The sequence below is a fragment of the Burkholderia stabilis genome (assembly GCF_001742165.1).
Classification (GTDB): Bacteria; Pseudomonadota; Gammaproteobacteria; order Burkholderiales; family Burkholderiaceae; genus Burkholderia; species Burkholderia stabilis.
Genome location: NZ_CP016442.1, coordinates 3,849,680 through 3,875,415 on the forward strand (window position 1 = coordinate 3,849,680; position 25,736 = coordinate 3,875,415).

At 63.6% G+C, this 25,736-nt stretch carries 20 protein-coding genes and 1 tRNA gene; 11 read left to right on the top strand and 10 right to left on the bottom strand.

Annotation, left to right across the window (positions count from 1 at the left end; genetic code table 11):
- Positions 1 to 8: 8 nt before the first annotated feature.
- The 3 genes from BBJ41_RS18010 to BBJ41_RS18020 all read right to left on the bottom strand — a co-directional run bounded on the left by BBJ41_RS18010 (position 9) and on the right by BBJ41_RS18020 (position 3,188).
- On the bottom strand, positions 9 to 1,532 hold the full coding sequence (locus BBJ41_RS18010; protein ID WP_069747504.1) for a fumarate hydratase: 1,524 nt from the start codon (positions 1,530 to 1,532) through the stop codon (positions 9 to 11).
- A 34-nt stretch (positions 1,533 to 1,566) separates the two neighbouring features.
- Complete coding sequence (locus tag BBJ41_RS18015; RefSeq protein WP_069747505.1) at positions 1,567 to 2,175, bottom strand: TIGR00645 family protein; 609 nt, start codon at positions 2,173 to 2,175, stop codon at positions 1,567 to 1,569.
- A gap of 113 nt (positions 2,176 to 2,288) precedes the next feature.
- On the bottom strand, positions 2,289 to 3,188 hold the full coding sequence (locus BBJ41_RS18020) for a DMT family transporter (protein WP_069747506.1): 900 nt from the start codon (positions 3,186 to 3,188) through the stop codon (positions 2,289 to 2,291).
- Between the two features lie 315 nt (positions 3,189 to 3,503).
- Here BBJ41_RS18020 and acs point away from each other — a divergent pair, with 315 nt between their 5' ends.
- The 3 genes from acs to BBJ41_RS18035 all read left to right on the top strand — a co-directional run bounded on the left by acs (position 3,504) and on the right by BBJ41_RS18035 (position 7,935).
- A complete protein-coding gene (gene acs / locus BBJ41_RS18025) occupies positions 3,504 to 5,486 on the top strand; it encodes an acetate--CoA ligase (RefSeq protein ID WP_069747507.1) in 1,983 nt (660 codons plus the stop codon).
- Between the two features lie 85 nt (positions 5,487 to 5,571).
- Complete coding sequence (locus BBJ41_RS18030) at positions 5,572 to 5,916, top strand: DUF4212 domain-containing protein (RefSeq protein ID WP_069747508.1); 345 nt, start codon at positions 5,572 to 5,574, stop codon at positions 5,914 to 5,916.
- 3 nt (positions 5,917 to 5,919) lie between these two features.
- Positions 5,920 to 7,935 carry a sodium:solute symporter family protein gene (locus BBJ41_RS18035; RefSeq protein WP_069747509.1) on the top strand — a complete coding sequence of 672 codons (2,016 nt, stop codon included), beginning with the start codon at positions 5,920 to 5,922 and terminating at the stop codon, positions 7,933 to 7,935.
- Between the two features lie 374 nt (positions 7,936 to 8,309).
- Here BBJ41_RS18035 and BBJ41_RS41205 read toward each other — a convergent pair whose 3' ends face one another.
- From BBJ41_RS41205 to BBJ41_RS18070, 7 genes are all read right to left on the bottom strand, one after another.
- On the bottom strand, positions 8,310 to 9,350 hold the full coding sequence (locus tag BBJ41_RS41205) for a T6SS immunity protein Tli4 family protein (RefSeq protein WP_175972738.1): 1,041 nt from the start codon (positions 9,348 to 9,350) through the stop codon (positions 8,310 to 8,312).
- A gap of 138 nt (positions 9,351 to 9,488) precedes the next feature.
- The gene (locus tag BBJ41_RS18045) at positions 9,489 to 9,776 is read right to left on the bottom strand and encodes a PAAR domain-containing protein (RefSeq protein WP_069747510.1); all 288 of its coding nucleotides are present in this window, start codon (positions 9,774 to 9,776) and stop codon (positions 9,489 to 9,491) included.
- A gap of 11 nt (positions 9,777 to 9,787) precedes the next feature.
- On the bottom strand, positions 9,788 to 10,825 hold the full coding sequence (locus tag BBJ41_RS41210; RefSeq protein WP_335648706.1) for a T6SS immunity protein Tli4 family protein: 1,038 nt from the start codon (positions 10,823 to 10,825) through the stop codon (positions 9,788 to 9,790).
- Positions 10,819 to 12,768, bottom strand: a complete 1,950-nt coding sequence (locus BBJ41_RS18055) for an esterase/lipase family protein (protein ID WP_069747511.1) — start codon at positions 12,766 to 12,768, stop codon at positions 10,819 to 10,821. Before BBJ41_RS18055 ends, BBJ41_RS41210 begins: the two co-directional genes overlap by 7 nt.
- Before the next feature lie 35 nt (positions 12,769 to 12,803).
- On the bottom strand, positions 12,804 to 15,578 hold the full coding sequence (locus BBJ41_RS18060) for a type VI secretion system Vgr family protein (protein WP_069747512.1): 2,775 nt from the start codon (positions 15,576 to 15,578) through the stop codon (positions 12,804 to 12,806).
- 562 nt (positions 15,579 to 16,140) lie between these two features.
- Positions 16,141 to 16,231 (bottom strand) — tRNA-Ser (locus BBJ41_RS18065).
- A gap of 58 nt (positions 16,232 to 16,289) precedes the next feature.
- Entirely contained in the window at positions 16,290 to 18,476 is a 2,187-nt protein-coding gene (locus tag BBJ41_RS18070) for a TonB-dependent receptor (RefSeq protein ID WP_069747513.1), read from the bottom strand.
- Between the two features lie 488 nt (positions 18,477 to 18,964).
- Here BBJ41_RS18070 and BBJ41_RS18075 point away from each other — a divergent pair, with 488 nt between their 5' ends.
- The 8 genes from BBJ41_RS18075 (at position 18,965) to BBJ41_RS18110 (ending at position 25,732) form a co-directional block, all read left to right on the top strand.
- A complete protein-coding gene (locus tag BBJ41_RS18075) occupies positions 18,965 to 19,594 on the top strand; it encodes a LysE family translocator (RefSeq protein WP_069747514.1) in 630 nt (209 codons plus the stop codon).
- A 43-nt stretch (positions 19,595 to 19,637) separates the two neighbouring features.
- Positions 19,638 to 20,054: a hypothetical protein gene (locus BBJ41_RS18080; RefSeq protein ID WP_069747754.1), complete on the top strand. Its 417-nt coding sequence runs from the start codon at positions 19,638 to 19,640 to the stop codon at positions 20,052 to 20,054.
- Between the two features lie 355 nt (positions 20,055 to 20,409).
- Positions 20,410 to 21,498, top strand: a complete 1,089-nt coding sequence (locus BBJ41_RS18085) for a toxic anion resistance protein (RefSeq protein ID WP_069747515.1) — start codon at positions 20,410 to 20,412, stop codon at positions 21,496 to 21,498.
- A 10-nt stretch (positions 21,499 to 21,508) separates the two neighbouring features.
- Positions 21,509 to 22,243 (top strand): VWA domain-containing protein, encoded by a 735-nt coding sequence (locus tag BBJ41_RS18090; protein ID WP_069747516.1) that lies wholly within the window; start codon positions 21,509 to 21,511, stop codon positions 22,241 to 22,243.
- A 40-nt stretch (positions 22,244 to 22,283) separates the two neighbouring features.
- Positions 22,284 to 23,300, top strand: coding sequence for a DUF475 domain-containing protein (locus BBJ41_RS18095; RefSeq protein WP_069747517.1), 1,017 nt, complete (start codon positions 22,284 to 22,286; stop codon positions 23,298 to 23,300).
- Positions 23,301 to 23,392: 92 nt separating this feature from the next.
- Entirely contained in the window at positions 23,393 to 24,049 is a 657-nt protein-coding gene (locus BBJ41_RS18100; RefSeq protein WP_069747518.1) for a TerD family protein, read from the top strand.
- 51 nt (positions 24,050 to 24,100) lie between these two features.
- On the top strand, positions 24,101 to 24,967 hold the full coding sequence (locus tag BBJ41_RS18105) for a hypothetical protein (RefSeq protein WP_069747519.1): 867 nt from the start codon (positions 24,101 to 24,103) through the stop codon (positions 24,965 to 24,967).
- Positions 24,968 to 25,111: 144 nt separating this feature from the next.
- Positions 25,112 to 25,732, top strand: a complete 621-nt coding sequence (locus BBJ41_RS18110; RefSeq protein ID WP_069747520.1) for an HAD family hydrolase — start codon at positions 25,112 to 25,114, stop codon at positions 25,730 to 25,732.
- The last annotated feature ends 4 nt before the right edge of the window (positions 25,733 to 25,736 follow it).

Here is a 25,736-nt window from a genome sequence, read left to right on the forward strand (position 1 = left end):
GATCGCGCTTAAGCGGCTGCGACCGGGATCTTGCCGATCTTCGCCTGCCACTCCTTCGGACCGGTCTGGTGCACCGACGTGCCCGACGAATCGACGGCCACCGTCACCGGCATGTCCTGCACGTCGAACTCGTAGATCGCTTCCATGCCGAGGTCTTCGAATGCAAGTACCTTCGCGCCGCGGATCGCCTTCGACACGAGGTACGCCGCGCCGCCGACCGCCATCAGGTACGCAGCCTTGTGCTTCTTGATCGCCTCGATCGCGACCGGGCCGCGCTCGGCCTTGCCGACCATCGAGATCAGGCCCGTTTGCGCAAGCATCGTCTCGGTGAACTTGTCCATCCGCGTGGCCGTGGTCGGGCCTGCCGGGCCGACCACTTCGTCGCGCACCGGGTCGACCGGGCCGACGTAGTAGATCACGCGGTTCGTGAAGTCGACCGGCAGCTTCTCGCCCTTCGCGAGCATGTCGGCGATGCGCTTGTGTGCGGCGTCGCGGCCCGTGAGCATCTTGCCCGACAGCAGCAGCGTCTGGCCCGGCGTCCAGCTGGCGACTTCTTCCGGCGTCAGCGTGTTCAGGTCGACGCGCTTGCTGGTTTCCGTGTTCGGTTCCCACTGGACCTTCGGCCAGGCATCGAGCGACGGCGCTTCAAGCTTGGCCGGGCCCGAACCGTCGAGCACGAAGTGCGCGTGGCGCGTCGCTGCGCAGTTCGGGATCAGCGCGACCGGCTTCGACGCGGCGTGCGTCGGTGCGGCCATGATCTTCACATCGAGCACGGTCGCCAGGCCGCCGAGGCCCTGCGCGCCGATGCCGAGCGCGTTGACCTTCTCGTGCAGCTCGACGCGCAGTTCCTCGACCCAGTCCTTCGGGCCGCGCGCGATGATTTCCTGGATGTCGATCGGCTCCATCAGCGATTCCTTCGCCATCAGCATCGCCTTCTCGGCCGTGCCGCCGATACCGATGCCGAGCATGCCGGGCGGGCACCAGCCAGCGCCCATCGTCGGGACCGTCTTCAGCACCCAGTCGACGATCGAGTCGGACGGGTTCAGCATCACGAACTTCGACTTGTTCTCCGAGCCGCCGCCCTTCGCCGCGACCTGCACGTCGACCTTGTCGCCCGGCACGATCTCGTAGTGGATCACGGCCGGCGTGTTGTCCTTCGTGTTCTTGCGGGCGCCTTCCGGCGGATTGACGATCGACGCGCGCAGCACGTTGTCCGGGTGCGTGTAACCACGGCGCACGCCTTCGTTGATCATGTCGGTGAGGCCCATCGTCGCGCCGTCCCAGCGCACGTCCATGCCGACCTTCACGAAGATCGTGACGATGCCGGTGTCCTGGCAGATCGGGCGGCGGCCTTCCGCGCACATGCGGCTGTTCGTGAGGATCTGCGCGATCGCGTCCTTCGCGGCCGGGCTCTCTTCCAGCTCGTACGCGCGGCCGAGTGCCTGGATGTAGTCGAGCGGATGGTAGTAGCTGATGTACTGCAGCGAATCCGCGATGCTCTGGATCAGGTCTTCCTGTTTGATGACGGTCATGGCTGAGACTCTGTGAGGACTGTGGGGAATGCGTTTATGCGTTGACGGCTGCTTCGGCCGTCTTGCGGGACGCAGCCGCGACGGGCGCATGCGTCTCGTGGAAATGGGCTGGGTGCGTGTGCGTCGTCAGGCGGTCGACCCACGCCATCACGAGCGCCGACACGAGGAACGACACGTGGATGATCACCTGCCACATGATCGCGTGCATCGTGTGCTGGTCGGGGTTGATGAAGGTCTTCAGCAGGTGGATCGACGAAATGCTGATCAGCGCCATCGACAGCTTGACCTTCAGCACGCCCGCGTTCACGTGGTCGAGCCACTCGGGCTCGTCGGGATGGCCCTCGATGCCGAGGCGCGACACGAACGTTTCATAACCGCCGACGATCACCATGATCAGCAGGTTCGAGATCATCACCACGTCGATCAGGCCGAGCACCGCGAGCATCACGCTGATTTCGTCGAGGCCCGTCGCATGCGACAGCAGGTGCCAGACTTCCTTCAGGAACAGGAACACGTAGACGGCCTGCGCGACGATCAGGCCGAGGTAGAGCGGAACCTGGAGCCAGCGGCTCATGAAGATCAATGCGGGAAGCGGACGAAGCGGGCGACGGACGGGGCGGCCGGGCGAATGCGGGGCGGACATGATGGCGGTGCGGGCGCGGTGCGCAGGTATCGGGGGTAATCTTGAAAAGGCGCGCTATTGTAACGCGTCGGCCGGCGCGACTGCAGCGACGCGCCGGCGGTGCCGGGGACGGATCAGGATGCGGCGGCCGGCACGCGTTTCACGCGCAGGCTAGCGAGCACGATGCCGGCGACGACGCAGGCGAGCGCGATGCCGTGCGCGAGCGTCGGGCGCTCGCCGAGGAAGGCGATGCCATAGGCGGCCGCGGCGATCGGCAGCACCGCGCTGAACACGCCGGCGAGGCTGCCCGGCACGTGCCGGATCCCTTTCATCCACAGCCAGAACGAGAAGATGCTGGCCGACAGCCCGTACCAGACGACGAGCGCCCAGGTGCCGGCCGGCACGCTCGCGTAATCGAAGCGCCACAGCGCCGTCGCGCCGAGCGGCAGCATCAGGCACAGCCCGAACAGGTGCGTATACGCGCAGATGTCGATCGGTGCGAGCGTCTGCGTGAGGCGGCGCGACAGGATCACGTAGATCGATTCGCAGCACACCGCGCCGAGGATCAGCAGGTTGCCGGTCAGCGAGCCGGACGCCGCGCCGTGCCCGGCCGCGCTGCCGTTGGCGAGGTTGATCGTCACGACGCCGGCGATCGCGAGCGCGATCGACACCAGCGCACGGCCGTTCGGTTTTTCGCGCAGGATCAGCCACGCGAACAGCGCGACGATGGCCGGGATCGTGCTCGTGATGACGCCGGCCGCCACCGCGCTCGTGCGCTGCACGCCGTTGAGCATCAGCAGCGTGAACATGAAGGTGCCGAAGAAAGCCTGCAGGAACAGGTTCAGCCATTCGCCGCGCTTGACCGCGCGCATCTTCACGGGGCTGAACAGCGGCCACAGCACGGCGATCGCGATCACGAAGCGCAACGTGGCGAGGATGGCGACCGGGACGAATGCAACGATGGATTTACCGATACCGACGTTGCTGCCGACGAACAGCATCGACAGGATGAGGAAGAGGGCGTAGCGATTCAAGCTGGAATCCGGAAGGCGAGTTCAGTTAGGATTGTAGGGTCGCGGTTGTAACAGCGTAAAGCCAACCGTAAAGCGGCGGCGCCCGGCGCGTGAAACGACCTTGTCGCGTAAGTGACGGGTAAGTTGGAGCGCTTATCGTGGAAACCGCCGGGCCGCACGTTCACCTTCGCGTGATGTGGTGCGGTGCAGCATCGCGCGCAGCCTTCGCGGCCGCGTGCGGGTGGGTGGGAGACAGCGGCGCGCATGCGCCGGCCAAAGACACGCGGTGCGCACGATCGCGCCGCCAGAGGATTCATGTTCACCAAGGGGTAGTCGATGTCTGCGATTGAATCGGTTCTTCACGAAACCCGTCAGTTTGCGCCGCCCGCGGCGCTCGAGAAGGCGGCGACCATTTCCGGCATGCCGGCCTATCGCGCGCTCGCCGCCGAGGCCGAGGCTGATTACGAAGGCTTCTGGGCGCGTCTCGCGCGCGAAGGCCTCACGTGGCACAAGCCGTTTTCGAAAGTGCTCGACGAGAGCAATGCGCCGTTCTACAAGTGGTTCGACGACGGCGAGCTGAACGCGTCGTACAACTGTCTCGACCGTCACGTCGAAGCCGGCAACGGCGAGCGCGTCGCGGTGATCTTCGAGGCGGACGACGGCACCGTCACGCGCGTCACCTATGCGGATCTCCTGGCCCGCGTGTCGCGCTTCGCGAATGCGCTGAAGAAACGCGGGATCGCCAAGGGCGACCGCGTCGTCATCTACATGCCGATGTCGATCGAAGGCATCGTCGCGATGCAGGCCTGCGCGCGCATCGGCGCGACGCACTCGGTCGTGTTCGGCGGCTTCTCCGCGAAATCGCTCAACGAGCGGCTCGTCGACGTCGGCGCGGTCGCGCTCGTCACGGCCGACGAGCAGGCGCGCGGCGGCAAGACGCTGCCGCTCAAGAGCATCGCCGACGAGGCGATCGCGATGGGCGGCTGCGAAGCGGTGAAGAGCGTGATCGTCTATCGCCGCACCGGCGGCAAGATCGACTGGCATGCGGACCGCGATCTGTGGATGCACGAACTGTCGGACGGCGAATCCGACAAGTGCGACCCGGAATGGGTCGGCGCCGAGCATCCGCTGTTCATCCTGTACACGTCGGGCTCGACCGGCAAGCCGAAGGGCGTGCAGCACAGCACGGGCGGCTACCTGCTGTGGGCCGCGCAGACGATGAAGTGGACCTTCGACTGGAAACCGGACGACGTGTTCTGGTGCACGGCCGACATCGGCTGGGTCACCGGTCACACGTACATCACGTACGGCCCGCTCGCGTGCGGCGGCACGCAGGTCGTGTTCGAAGGCGTGCCGACCTATCCGGACGCCGGCCGCTTCTGGAAGATGATCGGCGATCACAAGGTCACCGTGTTCTACACCGCGCCGACCGCGATCCGTTCGCTGATCAAGGCGGCCGAAGCCGACGACAAGGTGCATCCGAAGAGCCATGACCTGTCGAGCCTGCGCATCATCGGCACCGTCGGCGAGCCGATCAATCCGGAAGCGTGGATGTGGTATCACAAGCACGTCGGCCAGGAGCGCTGCCCGATCGTCGATACGTGGTGGCAGACCGAGACGGGCGGCCACATGATCACGCCGCTGCCGGGCGCAACGCCGACCGTACCCGGTTCGTGCACGCTGCCGCTGCCGGGCATCATGGCCGCGGTGGTCGACGAAACCGGTCAGGACGTGCCGAACGGGCAGGGCGGCATCCTCGTCGTCAAGCGCCCGTGGCCTGCGATGATCCGCACGATCTGGGGCGACCCGGAGCGCTTCAAGAAGAGCTACTACCCCGAGGAACTCGGCGGCCGGCTGTATCTCGCCGGCGACGGCACCGTGCGCGACAAGGACACCGGCTACTTCACGATCATGGGCCGGATCGACGACGTGCTGAACGTGTCGGGTCACCGGCTCGGCACGATGGAGATCGAGTCGGCGCTGGTGTCGCACGAACTGGTGGCCGAGGCTGCCGTGGTCGGCCGTCCGGACGACACGACGGGCGAGGCGGTCGTCGCGTTCGTCGTGCTGAAGCGTTCGCGTCCGGAAGGCGAGGAAGCCGCCGCGCTCGCGAAGACGCTGCGCGACTGGGTCGGCAAGCAGATCGGGCCGATCGCGAAGCCGAAGGACATCCGCTTCGGCGACAACCTGCCGAAGACGCGTTCGGGCAAGATCATGCGGCGCCTGCTGCGCTCGCTCGCGAAGGGCGAGGCGATCACGCAAGATACGTCCACGCTCGAGAACCCGGCCATCCTCGACCAGCTCGCCGAAGTGCGCTGATCGCATCGCGCGTGCGCGTCACGCGCATGAGCCCCTGCGCGGCAATCCCGATTGCCCGCGCAGGGGCTTTTTGCTAAACAACGGCATGACCGTTCCGACCCGTCCCGCGCCCGTCGCGCCGCCGCCCGTTCCCGAGCCGCTAGCGCGTGCGCATGCGCGCTACTGGCGCTTCAACGTCGCGCTGATCGCGGTGCTGATGACGATCGGCTTCTCCGTGTCGTTCATCGTGCCGTTCTTCGCGCCCGCGCTGGCCGGTATCCGCTTCGCCGGTTTCAGCCTGCCGTTCTATGTCGGCGCGCAGGGCGCGATTCTCGTGTATCTCGCACTCATCGCCATCTACATCGGGCTGATGCAACGCGCCGACCGCACGCTTCGCCGCGCGTACGACGACCATGCGGCCCGCGCCGGCAACGCACACGGCGGGCGCTGATTCATGCTGACGCATCGACTGATTCGCGCGTATGCGCTCTACACGCTGGGGTTTCTCGGGTTCGTGCTGCTGATGTGGCGGATCGAGCGCGCGACCGGCTCTGGCGTGTGGATCGGTTATGTGTTCCTGTTCGTGCCGATTGCCGTGTATGCGGTGATCGGGCTGCTGTCGCGCACGTCCGACCTCGTCGAGTACTACGTGGCCGGGCGGCGCGTGCCGTCCGCGTTCAACGGGATGGCGACGGCGGCCGACTGGCTGTCGGCCGCGTCGTTCATCGGCCTGGCCGGCTCGCTGTACGCCACCGGCTACGACGCGCTTGCGTACGTGATGGGCTGGACGGGCGGGTTCTGTCTCGTCGCGTTCCTGCTCGCGCCTTATGTGCGCAAGCTCGCGCGCTACACGATTCCCGATTTTCTCGGCACGCGCTTTTCGAGCACCGCCGTGCGCGCGCTGGCGGCCGGCGCGGCGATCCTGTGTTCGTTCGTGTATCTGGTCGCGCAGATCCAGGGGATCGGCCTGATCGCGACGCGCTTCATCGGCGTCGATTTCGCGATCGGAATCTTCTGCGGGCTCGCGGGCATTCTCGTGTGCTCGTTTCTCGGCGGGATGCGTGCGGTCACGTGGACGCAGGTCGCGCAGTACATCATCCTGATCAGCGCGATCCTGATTCCGGTCTCGCTGATCGCGATGAAGAACGGGCTCGGGCCCGTGCCGCAATTCAATTACGGCAAGCTGATGGAGCGCGTCGCGGCGCGCGAGGCGCAGGTGCGCGATGCGGGCGACGAGCAGAAGGTGCGCGACGCGTACCGCCGGCAAGCGGCGGACATCCAGACGCGGCTCGACCGGCTGCCGGCGTCGTATGCGGACGCGCGCCGGCATCTCGTCGACCAGCTTGCCGACTTGCGGCGCCACAACGGGCCGTTGCGCGAGATCAGCCAGCGCGAGCGCGAACTGGCCGACTTTCCGCGCGACCCGGCGGCGGCGCGGGTCGCATGGACGCAGGCGCGTGACGACATGCTGGCGCGCGCCGAGCCGCCGGTGCCGATGCACGAGCCGTTTCCCGCCGCGAGCGACGACGAACGCAAGCCGCGCGAGCGGAATTTTCTCGCGCTGCTGCTGTGCCTGTCGCTCGGCACCGCGAGCCTGCCGCATATCCTGACGCGCTACAACACGACCACGTCGGTTGCGTCGGCGCGACGCTCGGTCGGCTGGACGTTGTTCTTCATCGCGCTGTTCTATCTGAGCGTGCCGGTGCTGGCGGTGCTGATCAAGTACGAGATCCTTGCGAACCTCGTCGGGCGGCCGTTCGCCGAATTGCCGGCGTGGGTCACGCAATGGCATCACTTCGAACCCGACCTGATCAGCGTCGTCGAGGTGATACGCGACGGTATCGTGCACTGGTCGGAAATCCAGATGCAGCCGGACATGGTCGTGCTGGCCGCGCCGGAGATCGCGGGGCTGCCGTATGTGGTGTCGGGACTGATCGCGGCCGGGGCGCTCGCCGCGGCGCTGTCGACCGCGGACGGGCTGCTGCTCACCATCGCGAATGCGTTGTCGCACGATGTCTATTACTGCATGGTCGCGCCCGATGCGTCGAGCCAGCGGCGCGTGACGATTTCGAAGGTGCTGTTGCTCGGCGTCGCGCTGTTCGCGTCATATGTCGCGTCGCTCAATACGGGGAAGATCCTGTTTCTCGTCGGCGCGGCGTTTTCGCTTGCGGCGTCAAGCTTCTTTCCGGTGCTCGTGCTCGGCGTGTTCTGGAAGCGCACGACGACGCGAGGCGCCATTGCCGGGATGGTCACCGGGCTTGCAGTGTGCGTGTACTACATCGTGTCGACGTATCCGTACTTCACGCAGCTGACGGGGTTCGCCGGGCGCACGTGGTTCGGGATCGAGCCGATCAGCTCGGGTGTGTTCGGCGTGCCGGCCGGGTTTGCGGTGGCGATTGTGGTGAGTCTGTGCGACAAGCGGCCGGACGAGTACACGCTGGCGCTGGTGGATTACATTCGACATCCGTGATGCGGGGCGCTAGGGGAGGTCAGCGGGCCGGCAGCATGTGGTTTGAGGACGGCGCGGGTGGGCCGCAAACGAAAACGCCCGCTGGCGCGGGCATTTGAATTCTGGTGGGGAGAGGGGGCGCCATTCAATTGTTTTTCGATTTACCGCCCCTTTCGTCGATGCTTTGTGCAGCGAGGGTTCGCGGGAAATTCCGCTAGATTCGTTCCGTAAAAAAGCTCATCAGGCTTCGCATGAAAATTCGTACTTGATGATGCACGGTATGCCAATTGCGCTCGAGCAATACAAAGCCCGCGTGTCCGTCACACCCTGAACGATGCCTCCGACGGTCGTCGGGTCACCTTTCACGATGTCGTAGCGTCGCGTGGCGCCTCCGCTCAGACTGCGCCCGGCCGTAGCCGAAGGCTGTTCAGCAGCGTATCCCATGTTTGCAGTGCGCCGGCCTCGTCGACCGGTGACGTCGCCTCTTCAGGCTTCAAATCGGGGCTGCTCGCTCCGAGCAGCAACTGAATAGCGGTGTGCGGTTTCGCCAACGTGCTCGGATCGCCTGGCGCGAGCAGGTAGAAGCGGTAAGACGTGATCTCGCCTTCCTTCAGCGCGAACAGCACTTCCTCGGCATCCATCCCGGCCACCGTGCGCTTGCCTTGCCGCAGGATGCGGTAGCTGCCGCTCGAAATCTGATCCATCTTTGCGCGAAGATCAGGAAGCGTCTTGGTCAGTGGCTGCCCTTGGTCCTCGCTCATCGACTTGCGCGTCTGAATGACGAGTAGCGCCGGCCGCCCTGGCATCAGCGCAAACGACTGGCTGAGTTCCTCCGGATAGGTCGAAGACCCCGTGACGATCCCGCCATCGAAGCAGAATCCAGACTCGCTCGGAACTGACCAGTTGTCACGCGCCTTGATGCGCCGATAGAGATCGGTGTAAACAGGCTCAAACTTATCCAAACCTCCTGAACCAAATGATCCAGTTGTATGGAATAACGTGTTTTTTTCGTAAATATAACCTTCCGTATGAAACGGCAAAGCGACGCCATCGGTATAAAATTTTTTGTAAGCAAAAACTCTGGAATCAGCCTTTGGTGACAACGTCTTTTCTAACCATGGATTGGAAGTTTTAGCATCTCTGCTACCTGGGTCAGTGCGTTTCTTGGTTTTCAATTCTCTTTCGAGGTTGTCAACCTTGGACTGATACGTCGCAGACGACACGTTGTACTGCGTTTCCAACTTATCACCCCAAAACACGTATCGCTGATTCGTGACTTCGCTGGTCGCCGGTCGGTCGAACACAAAGCGCCCGATGCACCACGGGCGCGGCCTGGACAACGAAGGATTCGTCGACGTCGGTTCCGCAGAAAGCGTTATCGAAGAGGCGCACACGCCTGCCACTAAAAACAGCAATCGTCCAATTCGTGTCAGCATTTCATAGGCCCAGTGTCGGACACGGAGAACTACATGTCACCGTTCAATATTTCGAGCGAAGCGCACCTTGTCACACTCACTGTCAACCAGCGGTACAACCCAACTCGCCATCTTTCGGAACATGTCGTTCCCTGTCGGTCAGATCTCGATATACGATACCGACTGCGACGCCACCAGCTTCGGCGGCGTCGGGCATGCGCAGCGACAGAGGTCGTCACTCAACGCCGACTGTCGACCATCCGGCCCGGTGCTCGAATGACGTGGGCCGTCGCACACGATCACGCCGAGTGTCTTGCAGACCGGGCACCACACCGGATCGTGTTCATATGCTTGTTCGCGGTCGTGCAGAATGTCTTGTCCGTCACCACCCTGCACGATGCCTCCGACCGTCGTCGTGTCACCTTTCACGATGTCGTAGCGTCGCATGTCGCCTCCGATCAGACTGCGCCCGGCCGCAATCGCAGGCTATTTAGCAGGGTGTCCCACGTTTGCAGCGCGCCGGCCTCGTCCACCGGCGAGCTCGCCTGGTCGGGCGACAGGTCGGGACTATGTGCGCCCAGCAGCAATTGAATCGCGGTATGTGGCTTCGCCAATGTGCTCGGATCGCCCGGCGCGAGCAGATAGAAACGGTACGACGTAATCTCGCCTTCCTTCAGCACGAACAGCACTTCCTCCGCGTCCATCCCGGCCACCGTGCGCTTGCCTTGCCGCAGAATGCGGTAGCTCCCGCTCGACACCTGATCCATCTTCGCGCGAAGCTCGGGGAGCGTCTTGGTCAATGGCTGCCCTTGATCCTGGCTGACAGAGTCACGCATCTGGATGACGAGCAGCGCCGGACGCCCCGGCATGAGCGCGAACGACTGACTAACCTCCTCGGTAGAAGTTGACGAACCCGTGGCGATCCCGCCGTCGAAACAAAATCCCGATTCGGTCGGTACCGACCAGTTGTCACGCGCTTTGATCCGACGATAAATGCCAGTATAAATATTCTCGACTTCACCAAGGGCCGATGATCCGATTCTGCTGGTGGTGTGAAATAGGGTTTTATTTTCGTAAATGTATCCCTGTGTATCGAATGGCAACCCATTGGCGGAAACCGCATCTTGGAATACGAATACTTTAGAATATTTTGTGGGCGAGAGTTCTTGCTCTAGCCAAACATGATTTGTTTCTTCATTTCTTCGCCCAGGATTAATTCGCTTCTTTGTGCGCAAATCCTTCTCCAGGTCAGCCACTTTTTCTTGATAAGCTGCTGGTGAAACATTGTATTGCGTCTCAAGCTTTTCACCCTGAAACGCATATCGTTGATTGGTGATTTCGCTTGCCGCTGGCCGAGCGAATACGAAGCGGCCAATGCACCATGGGCGCGCTTTAGACAGCAAAGGATTCGTCATGGTCGGTTCCGCAGAAAACGTTATCGAAGAGGCGCACACGCCTGCCACTAAAAACAGCAATCGTCCAATTCGTGTCAGCATTTCGGCTCCTGGGCGTCCTTCGCGATTTGCACGATGCTGTAGAGCAATGCCCAGCGTGTCCACGGATGGTTATAGCTTTCCTGGTGCACATAGCCTCCTTGGTCGAACACCATCTGTACTCCGTGAGCCGCGCCCCCTTCCAAGCCATACGCGGGGGCTTCGGCCGACCAGACCGGCACAGTACCATCGCCTGGGATGATGCCGTTCTTCTTAGGATCGGGCGCTTGGCTACCAGGCGGTAGCTTGGCTAGCTTCTGCACCTCGAATTCCACCGTTACGTTACGCGAATCCAGGTGCACGCGTAGCGTCCCGGTGTGCGAATCGGCACCTTTTTCGCTCAAGAACCGCGCGCCACGCAATTCTTCTTCCGTTACGCCCGTCGGCACGTCGCCCTTCCAAATCACCGTGCCCCAGGCCAACAGATCGGCCAGCTTCTCACCTTTCTCGATCGTGGGTTTACCGTGATTTTCGCCTGATGTGGATTCCCCCTTGGGTTTTAGATCTCCATCTCCATAGGCAACATACGTTCTGTCATGGTAGGCATTAATTATCTTATTTTGATTTTTGACGACAGCTTTAATTGTGCTCTTGAAGTTGTCAAGTACGGATATCTTTTGAGGGCTCTTATCAAGCCGCTCTTTTATCATTCCAGATGGATCGAGCAACGAAGTCGATTCCTCGGGGACCAAGCCGTACCACATCGGGTTGGTGAAGATGTCATCGTAAGTATTTCCTTCCTTCGGCAACTTCATCACAGGAGTGCCGTCGAGCCGCGAAAAGATCCACCATGCCTCCCCGTTGTGGTAATCCGGCATCGGCAACAGCTCAAGCGGTCCCGGCGCATTCGCGGCCACCGCCACAAATTCGTCTGCATTGCTCCCGAGTAGGGCGCCGTTGATAAAACCGTTCACCCCGCCCTCGCTGCCGCCACCAGTACGGAACCGCTTCGCCGCGATCGGCGCCCCGGTCGCGGGAAGTACGTTGTGGAACACGCCGTGCATCATGCCCGCTCCGCCGTGCATGGCGATCGCCATCCGTGCGACTAGCCCGCCCATCGAGTGTGTGAGGATGATCGCCTTGCCGCTATGGTTCTCGTCGATGATTTCCTTGATGCCCATCAGGCGCGTGATCTTGCCGGTCTTCTTGTCCGTGAAATTCGAGCCATGAATCACCTCTTGCGCCGATTTTTCATTCGACTGCAGCCAGTTGTAGCCGATCGCGTACACCCGGTACTGGTATTTCATGAAGTGCTTGAACACATCGGAATCCTTCGTGATCGCCCGCCCACGGTGTTGCGCGCCGGCGTCGATCGCCCCATAGTCGGAAGGCTCGGTGTCCAGCAGTGGCTTGAGCGCCCATTTCTTGCCTTCAGGGTCGCCTTGAATCCACGGCCCTTTATGTTTCCCCAGATGCATCGGCTCGTTCAGTTGCTCCTGCAGCCATGCCAACATCGGCTGATAGCTCGACCGATACACTGAGCCCCAACCCCGCCGAATGGCCTCCTTCTCGTCCACGTACTGGTCCGATTCCGCATCCTTCTCGTGCTTGCCGGCGCTGACCGGCCCGAACGGGGTGACGGCTGCCAGTGTCGGGTCGAACTGCTTTTCCCGGGTAGACGCGCCCTTGAACCACAGGCCGATCAGTGCTGGCAATGCGCCTGCCTTCCCCAATAGGCCGTCCGTCTCCGGTGCAAAGAACATTTCGTCACCGGTTTCGGTGTTCACCAACGGCGAGCCCATCACACCTGGCAGGAAGATCACCGGAATGATTGGCCGTACATCGCACAGCAGTTCTTTGGAGCGCGTATCGCTTGCCGGCGTCAACGTAAAATTCCCGACCGACGCCCCGTCCTTGTCCGTGCGACCAGCCTGCTGGACGACTTCGTTCTCGGCATCGTCACTGAACGGCGATCCGCCGCCGGATTGATCTGTGTTTTCGCTCATCGTCGTTCTTCAGATTCGACCATCGGTTATCGGATTCATGCAGTAGGGCCCTTCGGTGTGGGCCGCAATGCGCGCAGCGCAAGCCTCTCGACGTCCTCGCTCTTCTGCTCGGCCACGTGCCCCAGCTCGTTCGTCATCCCGGTCAGACGTGTGCCGTCCCCGCGGATCAGTTCGTACGGGTGGTTTTTCAGCACCTCGCCCGTGATGCGATCGCGCAGCACATACGGATCGTTGAATTTGGCCTGCGGCAGGCTGTTCATATGCTGCGCAATCGAGCTCGGCCCCTGACGGCTGAGCGACGCCGATTTGATCGTGCGTGGCCCTTGCGTGCCATCCTCGATGCCAGCGGCAACCCATCTCGTGTACGAGCCGCCAGCCTTGATGATGATTTCGTCCGCGTCGAGCACAATGCGCTTGGCCTTCACGGTCACGTCTTTTCCCGCGTTGACGTTCACGTCGTCCGTATTGGCCGACAGCTTGATCGGGCCTTTCGCCGTGACGAAGAACGCGCCCAGTTTCTGCGCGAAGAAGCTGACCTTTTCTGCCGCAGCCACGACGAACGACTTGCCCGTCGCGACGTACGTGTTCTCGTTACTGACGACGTTGACCTCTTTCTCGGCCACGATATGCGTCGAGCTGTCTGCGACCAGTGCAATGTCCTTCGGCGTCGACACCAATATGTTTGGCTGCGCAAACCCGTTGGCGCTGCCCGTACCACCACCCGCCGTCACCCCTCCCGACGTATCGCCCGATACCGGGTGCTGGATATCCTTCGACAGCGCCTTGAGCGCGTCCTGTCCTGTTTGCAGCGATTCCGCCTGAGCGGTCGTGCTTGCGCTGGAGAGCGACTCGACCAGCATGCCCGCCTGCTGCAACTGCGATCGCGCCTCGTCCACGCCCATTTGCTCGTCGTCGTAGGATTTCGAGTGCGCGCTGATGGACAGTCCCTTGCTGGCGCGAACCGCACCAAATTCGTCAGCGTGCAGGACGAACCCGGCCCCTAAATACTGGCCGCGTGTGTTGTCGTCATGCTTGATCAGGTAGCCCTGCGTCAGCGCCGCGTAGCTCTTGCCGGTATAGCTGACCAGCCGCGTCCCGCTTTGATTCGTGGAATCGTCATGGACGAACGAGTTATAGGCGCCTGTCTTGCCGAATCCCTCCGACTTGAACCCGGACAGCAGCGCGTTCGAATGCCACTGGGAAGGGGTTGTCCCGCCATTGATACGCCCCAGCACGAACGGCTTGTCACAGTCGCCGTTCCAGTAACCGACGATGACCCATTCCTGCGCCCTCGGGACGTGAACCGCCCCGTAGCCGTTCCCGGTATCGGATTGAAGCGACGACAGCAAAGGCGAGGAATTGAAGGCGTCCGGTGGATTCTTGCGATCCCATGCGAAATGCACCCTGATCTGATTCCGGTCGTTCGTCCACGCTTCCGCGCCATCCGGCGTCACGACGAGCGCATGTTCGATAGCCATGATCGGCTTCGGATGATCCAGCGGACTCCGATACTCGACCATCGCAGGCTGCGCCTCGACTTCGAGCACGAAGAATCCTGCCGAGCCATCCGCATCGTGACCCGGTGTGTCGAACCGCTCCCGATGAATTGCCTGCTTCTCGGCCAGCGTCGCGCGCAGGCTTTGCGGGAATTCGACCATCTGCTGACCGATGGGTACGTTGTTCTCGATGAACCATCGAGCTTCAACCACCAGAAACTCTCGCTTGTTCGAGTCACCATCCCCATGGCGAGGATGATTGTTCAATACGAAGCGCAAACCGGCGTCGAGCCATCGCACGCCACCTACGCCGAAATATCGGGCAGCACGCGCATCCCATATCTGCACGCGGCGTTGCGCACGCGCTTCGCCATTGTCCGAACTGGAATACCCGTAGGCCGTCGATTCATACACGGTCATCGGCACATCGGGAACGCCGCGCTCAACTTTCTCGCGGGGTTCATTGGTCGTATAGCTTGTCGCTGCGAGCGCGCTCTCGACCTCAAAATCCGACGCAGGCCGCTTGTAATCGAATGCACGCGACATGTAACGCGTGCTCTGCATCGTCTGCACCGAGGCCCAATGGGCAAAGCCATCCGACTCGTTGCTGTCGTTTGCGCGGATAAATTCAACCGACTTCGCGTCGGGAAGCGCGGAGACGCGATCAACGATGACGAGTGTTGTCTTGGGGGCGTCGCCTTCGCTGACGTTTTCGTGGGCCCAGTAGAAATACCAGCCCTCAGCCTCGGCCAAGCGGTTCACAAAGTGAAGGTCGGATTCGCTCTGCCGGCACCACGAACGCTTGGCAGGGTCGGACGACAGCGTGAAACGGTACTGTCCGCGCAGTTGCGGATACCGATCCAGCACGTCGGAAATGATTTCGCGTGCATCTTTCTCGAGCCAGCCTTCTTCGTTGTGGGTCTTTTCAAGGAAGACCAACGCCGATGAAAACTCGAGCTGGTACGTTGAAAGGCCGCCGTTTCCGCCCAAGTAAGCGACCCGATGCACGAAGCCGTGGACGGGACGATAGACAGGAATCGCAAAGGGGGCCGTCACTTGCTGAATCCGCAGTGTCACTGGCTGATGCATCAGCGACAGCAGGGCAGTATCGTCTCGTGTAGATGCGACGTCGACAGTGTAAGAATAGTTGCGCCCGATTTTGGCTGATCCACGCGCACGTAACGGCACGAGCGCGTTCTTGCCTAGCGGCGTATCCAGCATCAACAGCCGCCCTTGCTGCAAAACGCCCTTATTGATCGCCTCATGGAGGTCGCGCAACTTCAGGTCCCCGGGTGCGGACGGTCTGATATCCATTTTCGTTATCTCTCTCAGGTTCGACCGTCAAGAATCCGACACGAAGACGGTCAGCCGTTGCGACAGCGGGTCGCACGCGCGATATTAACAAGAGTCCGAGAAATATATTATTTGGCTTAACAGAAATTAACGCCCGGATACCTGGTAATGCGTCGGTTCACGCTTTGGTACGATCGGCGACAGCAATTCGTTCACTAAACAATCGCCAAACCGCGCTTGGGCGTCAGTAATGACGTAAGCAGGGCGGGTCACAAATTATTCATTGCGCAGGATGAGCAGCTTCTGAATCGCGATCATGCCATTGGCCGTGGCTGTGAATTTCCCTTCAGCGCTGCCACGAACCGCACAATCGTGAAGCGCCGTCTCAGCGACGTGAAACAAGTCCAGCCCGGTTCGCCCCTCGGTCGCTTGGACGAAGTACGTGCAATAGACAGTACTGCGGACGACGGGAGGGCACGCGACACGCTTGGTCAGTCGAGTGACGGGGATTGGATGCCGGCTTGTGAGTCGAAAAACGAAAAACCCCGCAAGTCGTTGACTTAGCGGGGTTTTTGCCATCATCTGGCGGAGAGAGGGGGATTCGAACCCCCGATAGGCGATTAACCTATACACGCTTTCCAGGCGTGCGACTTAAACCACTCATCCATCTCTCCGGAAGACCGAGAGTATAGCAAACTCTGGCGGTGGCCCGCCACTCCCTTGCGCACCCCGTCAAAAATCCGTCGTCATCGACAGCCACACCGAGCGCGGATCGCCCTGCGTCAGATACCCGCCGGTCGTCGACGACCAGTACGACTTGTTCGTGACGTTGCGCACGGTCGCGCGGAACGTCGTCTTCTTGCCGAACACGTCCGTCGCATAGCGCGCGCCGAGGTCGAAGCGGTCCCACGCCTGGATCGACATCGTGTTCGCGACGTCCAGGTACTGTGGCCCCGTGTGGATCCAGCGCGCGGTCAGCGTGACGCCGCGCAGCATCGGTACGTCGTATTCGGCGCCCGCGTTGAACAGGAACGACGGCACGCCGATCGGCCGGTTGCCGTCGTTCGCGCCGCCTTCCGTGTTCTGCAGCGTCGCGTTGATGTACGTCGCGCCCGCGATCAGCCGCACGCCTTTCCACGGTTCGCCGTACACGGCCGTCTCGATGCCGCGGTTGCGTTGCGTGCCGTTGGCGCCGAACAGGAGTGTGGTCGGGTCCGTGTACGCCATCGGCTTCTCGATCTGGAACAGCGCGAGCGAGGCACCGTACTTGTCGGTGTCGTAGCGGATGCCGGCTTCGTATTGCTTGGACCGGTACGGCGCCAGCGACTGGCCCGCGTTGCGTGCGGTGCTCGGTGCGGGCTCGCCCTGCGCGAGCGCCTCGCTGCGGTTCGCAAAGATCGACACGTTGCGCCACGGCTTCACGACGAGACCGAACACCGGCGTCGTGATCGCGTCGCTGTAGGTCGCGGTGGGTGCTCCCGTGTAGCTGAAGTTGTTGGCCGAGATCGACTGGCGGCGCGCGCCGATCGTGAACAGCACGCGGTCGTCGAGGAAGCCGAGCGTGTCGGACACTGCAACGCTGCGCAGCCAGGTCTTGGTGATCGTGCCCGGATCGCTCATGTCGCCGCCGGCGTAGGCGGTCGGCGGGGAGGCGACCGGCGCCGGGTCGTAGAGCGTCGTCGGGAACGCGGCCGACATCGTGTACGCGGACTGACTGTCGATGCGGATGAACGACGCGCCGGCCGTCACGAAGTGCGAGACGGGGCCGGTCGTGAAACGGCCGCGCACGCCGGCTTCGGCCGACTGAGCATCTTCCTTGTGCGGCACGCTCAGGCGCGAGCCGGTCGTGCCGGACGACGAATAGGTCGGCGTGTAGTAGTCGCCGTGCTCGTTCGTATGCCGCGCGCCGGCCGATACGTAGGCCGTCCACGCGGGCAGGAAATCGTATTCGGCGCGTACGATCCCGACCGTGTCCTCGAGCTCGCTGAAGCTCCACGGCTGCGCATAGTTGTGCGTTGCCGACGGCACGGCCGGCAACTGGTTGCCGCCGATGAGCACCATCGGGCGGCCGCCGTCGATGCGCTGCCGCTGATACAGGAAGTCGCCGTACAGGCGCAGCTTGTCGCCGCGCCAGTCGAGCGATACGGCCGTCACGTTGCTGCGGCGGCGTTCGTCGTCGATGGCCGTGTCGCCGCCGCGGATCGTCTGGTTCACGCGCACGCCGAACTGGCCTTCGCTGCCGAAGCGGCGCCCGATGTCGACGTGCGTGCCGAACGAACCGGACACTGCGCCGTCGACGGTGACGCGCGTGAGCGGCTTGTCGTCCGCGCGTTTGAGCTGCAGGTTCACGCCGCCGCCGATCGCCGAGCCGTTCGGCGACGCGCCGTTCAGGAACGCATTCGCGCCCTTGAACACGTCGACGCGTTCGACCGCGTCCATTTCGACGAGCTGCCGCGGCGTGACGCCGTACAGGCCGTTCAGCGATACGTCGTCGCCGGCGAGCTGGAAGCCGCGGATGACGAACACCTGCGAGAAGTTGCCGTACCCGGATGCGCTGCGCACGGCCGGATCGTTGTCCAGCACGTCGGCGAGCGTGCGCGCCTGCTGGTCCTCGATCAGTTTCGACGTGTAGGTGGTCATGCTGAACGGCACGTCGCTCGCCTTTTGCCGGCCGAGCACGCCGAAATCCGCGCCGCGCGCGACCTGGCCGCCCGCGTAGGTCGGCGCGAGGTCGCCGGGCAGCGGCTCGGCTGCGCCGGTCACGTTGATCGACGGCAGCACGGCGCCGTCGGGCGACGCGTTGGCGGCAGGGGCGGGGGCGGCTTGCTGGGCAAGCGCGGTGACAGGGAGTGTGCAGGCGAGCGCAATGCCGAATGCAATCGGCGTGAGACGCCGGACGGGTAACGAAAGTGTCGACATGGGACGCAAATCGGGTCTAATCGGTGATCCATCCCAGGGCGGCAAGTCGGAATCCGGGCGGCGTGGCGCGTCCGTGCTGTCGCGGACGTGTTTTTTATCGAGCGGCGGAGTCTAACGTAAACGAGAATCATTGTCGTTTACAAATTGAGATAAGCCACTATGTGGGATGGTGGGCGTCGAACCGGGGGCGGGAGAGGAGGGCGCGGCACCGCTCCGGCGCGACGCAGCGCGGTATCGCGCACGGGCAGGGGGCGGCTGCCCGGCCGCGAGATCCGCTTGAAGCGCCGCACGGTTTCGATGACGCCTGCGCGTCGATCGTCGCGCAAGAACGGCGTTACGCAACGGCCAGACGCGCATCGGGGCGAACGTGCGATCATGGGCCGCTCGCATTCGTCGAACCAATCGGGCGCGTCGGCCGCGCACCCGCGTGCGCCGACCGCGACGATGCCATTCGTTCGCACGGCCCGCTTCACAAGGAACGTCACGCCATGTCGCTCTCCGCCTTGCTCGCCTTTGCCCTGATCCTGTCCGTCGGCGTTGCGACGCCCGGCCCGACCGTGTTGCTCGCGATGAGCAACGGTTCGCGGTACGGATTACGTCACGCGATGGTCGGCATGCTCGGCGCGGTCACGGCCGACGTCGTGCTCGTCGCGCTGGTCGGGTTCGGCCTCGGCGTGCTGCTCGAGGCGTCGGAAACGGCGTTCGTGACGTTGAAGCTGCTCGGCGCGGCGTGGCTCGCATACGTGGGCATCCGGATGCTGATGTCGAGCGGCCGGTCCACCGTCGCGCAAGAATTCGACCAGCCGACGCCCGATCGCCGGACCGCGTTCCTGAAGAGCTTTTTCGTCGCGATGAGCAACCCGAAGTACTACCTGTTCATGTCCGCGCTGCTGCCGCAGTTCGTCGACCGCTCGCACGCAATCGCGCCGCAATACGCGATCCTCGCGGCGACGATCGTCGCGATCGACGCCATCGGGATGACCGGCTACGCGCTGCTCGGCGTGCATTCGGTGCGCGTGTGGAAGGCGGCCGGCGAAAAGTGGCTGAACCGCGTCAGCGGTTCGCTGCTGCTGATGCTCGCAGGGTACGTCGCGCTGTATCGCAAGGCCGCGAACTGACGCGCCGATGCGCGATGAAAACGGCCCGCCGCGACCGTTTGCGATGAAGCCGGTCGATCGCTTTGCGCTCGAAACACATGACGGTCCGTACGAAGCGTGGCCGTCGCGTACGCGCGTGCTGGTGGATGGCGTGCGTTCCGGTCTCGCGGTTTCCGGCTACGTGCTGCTTCGCCAGTTCGAGACGCCGGCCGCCTACCTGCTCGTGACCGACTACGACTGCCCGTTCGAGGAAGCCGTCACGTTCACGCTCGTGTCGAAGAATCCGCTGAAGGTGCGTGCGCAACGCACGGTCGGCGCGATGTACGCGTCGTGCCACCTGGATGAGATGACGTGGGCCGACGACCGGCATTTCAGCGCGACGTTCGTGGACATCGACGGGCGATGGGATTTCACGATTCGTGATGTATCGGTGCCGTTCATCCTGCCTCGGCTCGGCATGCATCGCGTGCGGGACCGATAGCGCGCGATCGGCAATCGCGCGCGTTTGATCCGTGCACGCAGGTCATCCGGAATCCGCAAAAACCGGCGATTTCATTTTTCTTTCGCATTGATCTGACATGTAAGTTTTGGCACGCCAAAACCTGGCGTTGCATCGACGCATCGCCGTCGGAGCGGCGACCCTCGGGCATCGCCTTCGCGCGAGACATTACAAAATGAATGGAATTTGAAAGAATTCCTTCCCTTGACGCGATGCGCCCGCGCCATTTATTGTCCGTCTGCCGCCCGTGAGAGAGCACGGCGGCAATCAGCGGATGCGCGTCTTGCGCGCACGACAACACGCAGCAAAAAGCAGAAAAAGGAAACGTGGTAGCCACATGAAGCCGCTATTCGACGACAAGAAATCCGATGCGGTCAGCGATCGTCCTTCCATCCCGTCCCTGTCGCCCGTCGTAGCGCCTGCCGCCGCCGTCGTGCCGGCCGTGCAGCCGACGGAGAACGCGCGCCTGATCACCGTCGACGAGATTGACCAGCTCGGCGCGACGCAGGGCACGCGAATCGCTGCGTTTTCCCGGCAGATTCTCGCCAGCGTCCGCGCGTCGGATGCCGACCAGTTCGGCGACAAGCTCAACGAACTGATCGCGACCGCGAAGGGGCTCGACCCGCGCGGCGCCGACAAGGGCGGGTTGCTCACGCAGGTCACGCGGTTGTTCCGCTCGACGAAGGAAAAGCTGCTGTCGCAATACGAGTCGGTGAGCAAGCGAATGGATACGCTCGTCGTCGAGCTCGAGAACCACGCGCAGCGGCAGAAGGCCGGCATCGACGAACTCGAGCGGATGTACAACGACAACTACGCGCTGCATCAGGAGCTTGCACAGTCGAAGGCGCACGGCGAAACGGCGCTCGCGACGCTGCGCGCGCATCTCGCGGCCGGCTCGCCGCAGCCGGACGACGCGTTTGCCGCGCAACGCCTGCTCGACGTGAAGCGCAAGGTCGACGCGCTCGAGAGCAAGCTCGACGATCTCGACCGCGCGATGCTGATGTCGAAGCAGCTCGCGCCGCAGATCCGGATGGAGCAGGACCAGAAGCGCACGCTGACGTCGAAGTTCATGACGATCAAGACCGTGCTGATCCCCGCGTGGACCAACGCGTTCGCGCTCTACCTCGAGCAGCTCAGCACGAAGCGCGCGGCGGCGCTCGCGAACGCGACGTACGACGCGGCCGACGAAGCGATCCGCGCGCAGGCCGACCTGAACCGCCAGAACGCGCAGGAAGTCGCGAAGCTCGGCCAGCGCCCGGTGATCTCGACCGACACGTTCGAATACGCGCAGCAGCAGCTGTTCGGCGCGTTCGACGACATCACGCAGATCATCGCCGACGGCAAGCGCCAGCGCGAGCAGGACGCGCCGCGCCTGCGCCAGCTCGAACAGGACCTGATCACCCGATTCGCTCCGAAGCACCATTGAGGAACACCGCATGATTACGCTTGAGAAACGCGCGGCGAAGGTCGCGATCGTCCTCGAAAAACGCCAGATCCTGAAACCGCCTGTCGTGCGCGTCGGCGCCGCGCTCGACATCTCGGGCTCCGCGAAGCCGCTGTACCAGTCGGGCGTGATCCAGGACACGCACGACCGGATTCTCGGCATCGCGCTGAAGTTCGACGACAACGGTGAAGTCGACACGTGGACCTTCACCGAAGGCTACGACCGCTTGCCGACCGCGACGCCGGACAACTACGGCTCGTATATCTCCGATCACGTGCTCGAAGCGCGGATCGAAAAGTGGGGCGGGACGCAGTACGCGCCGGTGATGAACGACATCGTCGATTTCTTCTTCCGCGCGCCGGAGCCGAAACGCGAAGAGAAGCGCGGCTTCCTGAGCCGGCTCTTCGGCGGCGCGGACGATACGCCCGCAGCGACCGCGCCGGTGAACGGCCACCTGCCCGCATGGGTGCTGTTCGTCACCGACGGCCAGAACCCGAAGAACGACCGCAAGCGCGTGCGCCAGTTGCTGGCCGAGTCGCAGCACTTCCCGCTGTACTGGTCGCTCGTCGGCGTCGGTGATCCGGCCGAATTCGGCTTCCTCGCGGAAGTCGCGGACGAGATGCCGAACGTCGGGTTCCTGCATCTCGAATCGCTCGACGTCAGCGACGAACAGATCTACGAACAGCTCATCACGCAGGAATTCTGCGACTGGGTACGCGCGAAGTAAGCGCGGCCCGCCCATTTTCCGGAACTCGAATACCCCCATCATGTTGAAAGACTTCAAGATCCCGCTGTCGCTCACGGTGCTCGCGCTGATCGCGGCGTATCTCCTGGGCGGCGTGAAGGACATGCTGATCGTCGCGGTCCTGTGCGTGCTCGAAATTTCGCTCTCGCTCGACAACGCGGTCGTCAACGCATCGGTGCTCAAGAACTGGTCGGAGAAGTGGCGCAACCGCTTCATGGTGTTCGGCCTGCCGGTCGCGGTGTTCGGCATGCGGCTCGTGTTTCCGCTGCTGATCGTCGCGGTGATCGGCCACATCGGCCTGTGGGACGCGCTGACGCTCGCGATCGAGTCGCCCGAGAAGTACGCGGCGGTGCTGACGTCCGCGCATCACCAGGTGTCGGCGTTCGGCGGCGCGTTCCTGCTGATGGTGTTCTTCAAGTTCATGCTCGACACCGAGAAGGACGAGCACTGGATCGGCTTTCTCGAAGGCCCGATGCGCCACCTGGGCCGCATTACGGCGCTGGAAGTGGCGCTGACGCTCGCGATCGTGATCGTCGCGTCGTTCTACGTGCCGGCGGCCGAGCAGGTCAGCTTCCTGCTCGCGGGCGCGTTCGGCGTGATCAGCTTCGTGATTGCGCACGGTATCGGCGACCTGATCGGCGGCGAGGACACCGGCACGCGTGTGGTGCGTGAAGGCGTCGCGGGTTTCATGTATCTCGAAGTGCTCGATTCGTCGTTCAGCTTCGATGGCGTGATCGGCGCATTCGCGCTGTCGAACAACATCTTCCTGATCGCGCTCGGCCTTGGCGTCGGCGCGGCCTACATCCGGGAGATGACGCTCGTGCTGCTGAAGAAGGGCACGCTCGCGCAGTATCGCTATCTCGAACACGGCGCGTTCTGGGCGATCGGTGCGCTCGCAACCATCATGTTCCTCGGCGTGAAGTTCGAGGTGCCCGAGGTCATCACGGGCCTGATCGGCGCGGCGATGATCGCGGCGGCCGTGTGGTCGTCGATCGTCGTGCAGCGCAAGGAAGACCGCGGCGCGATGGCGAGCGAGTAACGCGCGCGGCGCGGAGAAGGTCAACAAGGGGCCGCACAGGGCGGCCCGGCATTGCCGCCGGCGCAACGGCGGTTCCAGCAGAAGAGGTTCAGATGATCAATTTGTCGAAAGGCGGTCGCGTCAACCTGTCGAAGGAAGCGCCCGGCACGCAGAAATTCCGCATCGGTCTCGGTTGGGACGCGAACGCGACGGACACGGGCACGGATTTCGATCTCGACGTGTCGGTGTTCCTGTGCAAGTACGATGCGCAGACCAACCCGAAGCTGATCTCGGATCAGCACTTCGTGTTCTACAACAGCGAAGTGCGCACGATGGAGCGCAAGGAAACCTTCATCCAGCCGGGCGACGATTTCCCGAAGCGCGGGATGCCCGCGTCGAAGTGCATGGGCGTCGTGCATAGCGGCGACAACCGCACGGGCAGCGGCGACGGCGACGACGAAGTGATCTTCATCGACGTGACGAAGCTCGCGGCCGACGTCGAGGAAATCTCGGTGGTCGTGACGATCGACCAGGCCGAAGCGCGTCGCCAGAACTTCGGGCAGGTGCGCAACAGCTACATCCAGATCGCCGACGAGGTGACGGGTGCGGTGATCGCGAAGTATGCGCTGGAAGAGGACTTCTCGATGGAGACGTCGGTGCAGGTCGGCAGCTTCTACCGCCGCGACGGCCATTTCATGTTCAAGGCGGTCGGCGCCGGCTACAACCGCGGCCTCGGCGATTTCGTGCGCGCGTACGGCGGCGCGGTCTGACTGGCGGCAGCCCGGCGTGCGGAACACCGCCGCGCCGGGCAGGAAGCAACGATGACGAATCCGTCCGACGAGCCGAAGCGGCTCGAGTTCGATACGACGCCCGAGCGCACGCCCGGGCGTCTTGCGTTCGACACGCCGCCCGCGGCCGGTGCACCGGCCGCACGCGCGCCGGAGCGGCCGGCGCCGCAGGCGCTCGCCTTCGGGCCGGCGCACGACAAGGCCGCACGTGCAGCGCCTGCCGACGCGCTCGGTCGCGCGTTGTTCGGCGAATCGAATCACCCGCTGCTCGAAGCGTGCTTCCGCGCCGCGCAGGCCAGTTTTCCGAATCTCTATCCCGACTACGCGCCGCGCATCGAGCGGCACATCCGGCAACTGGTGCCGCTCAAGCTCGCGACGGTCGCGACGATCGGCGACGGTGCGCTGGAGACGGCGGGCAACCTCGTCGAAGCTGTCTCGACGATCACACGCGAATTCAACGAACTCGGCGCGGCCGACATGATGGCCGGGATGCTCGCGCAGGCGACGCGCAAGGCCGGCATGTTCGAACGCTGGTTCGGCGCGGCGTCGGGCCATGTCGACTACCGCGCGGCACTCGGCGCGCTCAAGCAGTCGCTCGGCTTCTTCCCGCGCCGCACCGAGGAACTCGCCGCGAAGGTCCGTCATGCGGAAGAAAACCTCGTGGTCGTGCTCGCGGCGCTGAGCGCGGTGTCGGACGTCGTGCGCGCGCCGGACGATGCGGGCGTCGAGCGCACGCTGTTCGATCGTCGCAACATCGTCGGGCAGGCCGTCCAGCAGATCCGGATGCAGCCCGCGCAACTGCGCGGGCTCGACGAGCGCGTGACCGATCTGCTGTCGCGCGCCGATCACCTGATGAACGTCGTGCTGCCGGCGGCATTGGCGGTGCGGCCGCAGCGCTGAAAGAGCGGCACGAAGAAGGTACGAACCCGCGCGCTTCGGCGCGCGCGTTCGCTGCCCGCATCACGTTGCATCACGCCATTTCGCGCGCACCGGCGCGAGTCTGCTATCTTCCCGGGCATCTCATCGCTTTCCCGCCGATTCTTCATGACTGACCGCATCGTCGCCGCATTCGATTTCGACGGCACCATCACGACTACCGACAGCTTTCGCCATTTCGTCCGCTACGCGGTGGGCACGCCGCGCTTCGCATGGGCCGGGCTGTGCGCGCTGCCGTGGATCGTCGCGATGAAGGCCGGGCTGCTGTCGCGTGGCGATGCGAAGGCGAAGTTCGCGTCGTTCGCGCTCGGGCCGGCGCGCGAGGATGCGCTCGATGCGCAGGCACGCACGTTCGTGGATACCTATCTGCCGCGCTTCGTGCGTCCGGAAATGCTCGAACGGATTCGCGAGCATCGTGCGCGCGGGCACGAAGTCGTGCTGGTCAGTGCGTCGCCGTCGTTGTACCTGGAGAAGTGGGCGAAGACGGCCGGGTTCGACGCCGTGCTCGCGACGCGGCTGGCGTTCGAGCGCGGCGTGTTCGCCGGGCGGCTCGACGGCGAGAACTGCTGGGGGCCGCAGAAGGTCGTGCGGCTGCGCGGATGGTGGGGCAACCGGCCGCCGAAGCAGTTGTTCGCGTACGGCGACAGCCGCGGCGACAAGGAAATGGCCGAGCTCGCGAACTGGTCGTGGATTCGCGGGCAGGGGCCGATGCCGCCGATCGGCGACTGATGCG

Coding starts and splice junctions, on each gene's coding strand:
- BBJ41_RS18110 (WP_069747520.1), top strand. CDS start 25,112: ATGACTGACCGCATCGTCGCCGCATTCGATTTCGACGGCACCATCACG.
- BBJ41_RS18075 (WP_069747514.1), top strand. CDS start 18,965: ATGTCGCTCTCCGCCTTGCTCGCCTTTGCCCTGATCCTGTCCGTCGGC.
- BBJ41_RS18095 (WP_069747517.1), top strand. CDS start 22,284: ATGTTGAAAGACTTCAAGATCCCGCTGTCGCTCACGGTGCTCGCGCTG.
- BBJ41_RS18105 (WP_069747519.1), top strand. CDS start 24,101: ATGACGAATCCGTCCGACGAGCCGAAGCGGCTCGAGTTCGATACGACG.
- BBJ41_RS41210 (WP_335648706.1), bottom strand. CDS start 10,825: ATGCTGACACGAATTGGACGATTGCTGTTTTTAGTGGCAGGCGTGTGC.
- BBJ41_RS18045 (WP_069747510.1), bottom strand. CDS start 9,776: ATGCGACGCTACGACATCGTGAAAGGTGACACGACGACGGTCGGAGGC.
- BBJ41_RS18030 (WP_069747508.1), top strand. CDS start 5,572: ATGACCGTTCCGACCCGTCCCGCGCCCGTCGCGCCGCCGCCCGTTCCC.
- BBJ41_RS18055 (WP_069747511.1), bottom strand. CDS start 12,768: ATGAGCGAAAACACAGATCAATCCGGCGGCGGATCGCCGTTCAGTGAC.
- acs (WP_069747507.1), top strand. CDS start 3,504: ATGTCTGCGATTGAATCGGTTCTTCACGAAACCCGTCAGTTTGCGCCG.
- BBJ41_RS18100 (WP_069747518.1), top strand. CDS start 23,393: ATGATCAATTTGTCGAAAGGCGGTCGCGTCAACCTGTCGAAGGAAGCG.
- BBJ41_RS18085 (WP_069747515.1), top strand. CDS start 20,410: ATGAAGCCGCTATTCGACGACAAGAAATCCGATGCGGTCAGCGATCGT.
- BBJ41_RS18070 (WP_069747513.1), bottom strand. CDS start 18,476: ATGTCGACACTTTCGTTACCCGTCCGGCGTCTCACGCCGATTGCATTC.
- BBJ41_RS18090 (WP_069747516.1), top strand. CDS start 21,509: ATGATTACGCTTGAGAAACGCGCGGCGAAGGTCGCGATCGTCCTCGAA.
- BBJ41_RS18060 (WP_069747512.1), bottom strand. CDS start 15,578: ATGGATATCAGACCGTCCGCACCCGGGGACCTGAAGTTGCGCGACCTC.
- BBJ41_RS18035 (WP_069747509.1), top strand. CDS start 5,920: ATGCTGACGCATCGACTGATTCGCGCGTATGCGCTCTACACGCTGGGG.
- BBJ41_RS41205 (WP_175972738.1), bottom strand. CDS start 9,350: ATGCTGACACGAATTGGACGATTGCTGTTTTTAGTGGCAGGCGTGTGC.
- BBJ41_RS18010 (WP_069747504.1), bottom strand. CDS start 1,532: ATGACCGTCATCAAACAGGAAGACCTGATCCAGAGCATCGCGGATTCG.
- BBJ41_RS18080 (WP_069747754.1), top strand. CDS start 19,638: ATGAAGCCGGTCGATCGCTTTGCGCTCGAAACACATGACGGTCCGTAC.
- BBJ41_RS18015 (WP_069747505.1), bottom strand. CDS start 2,175: ATGTCCGCCCCGCATTCGCCCGGCCGCCCCGTCCGTCGCCCGCTTCGT.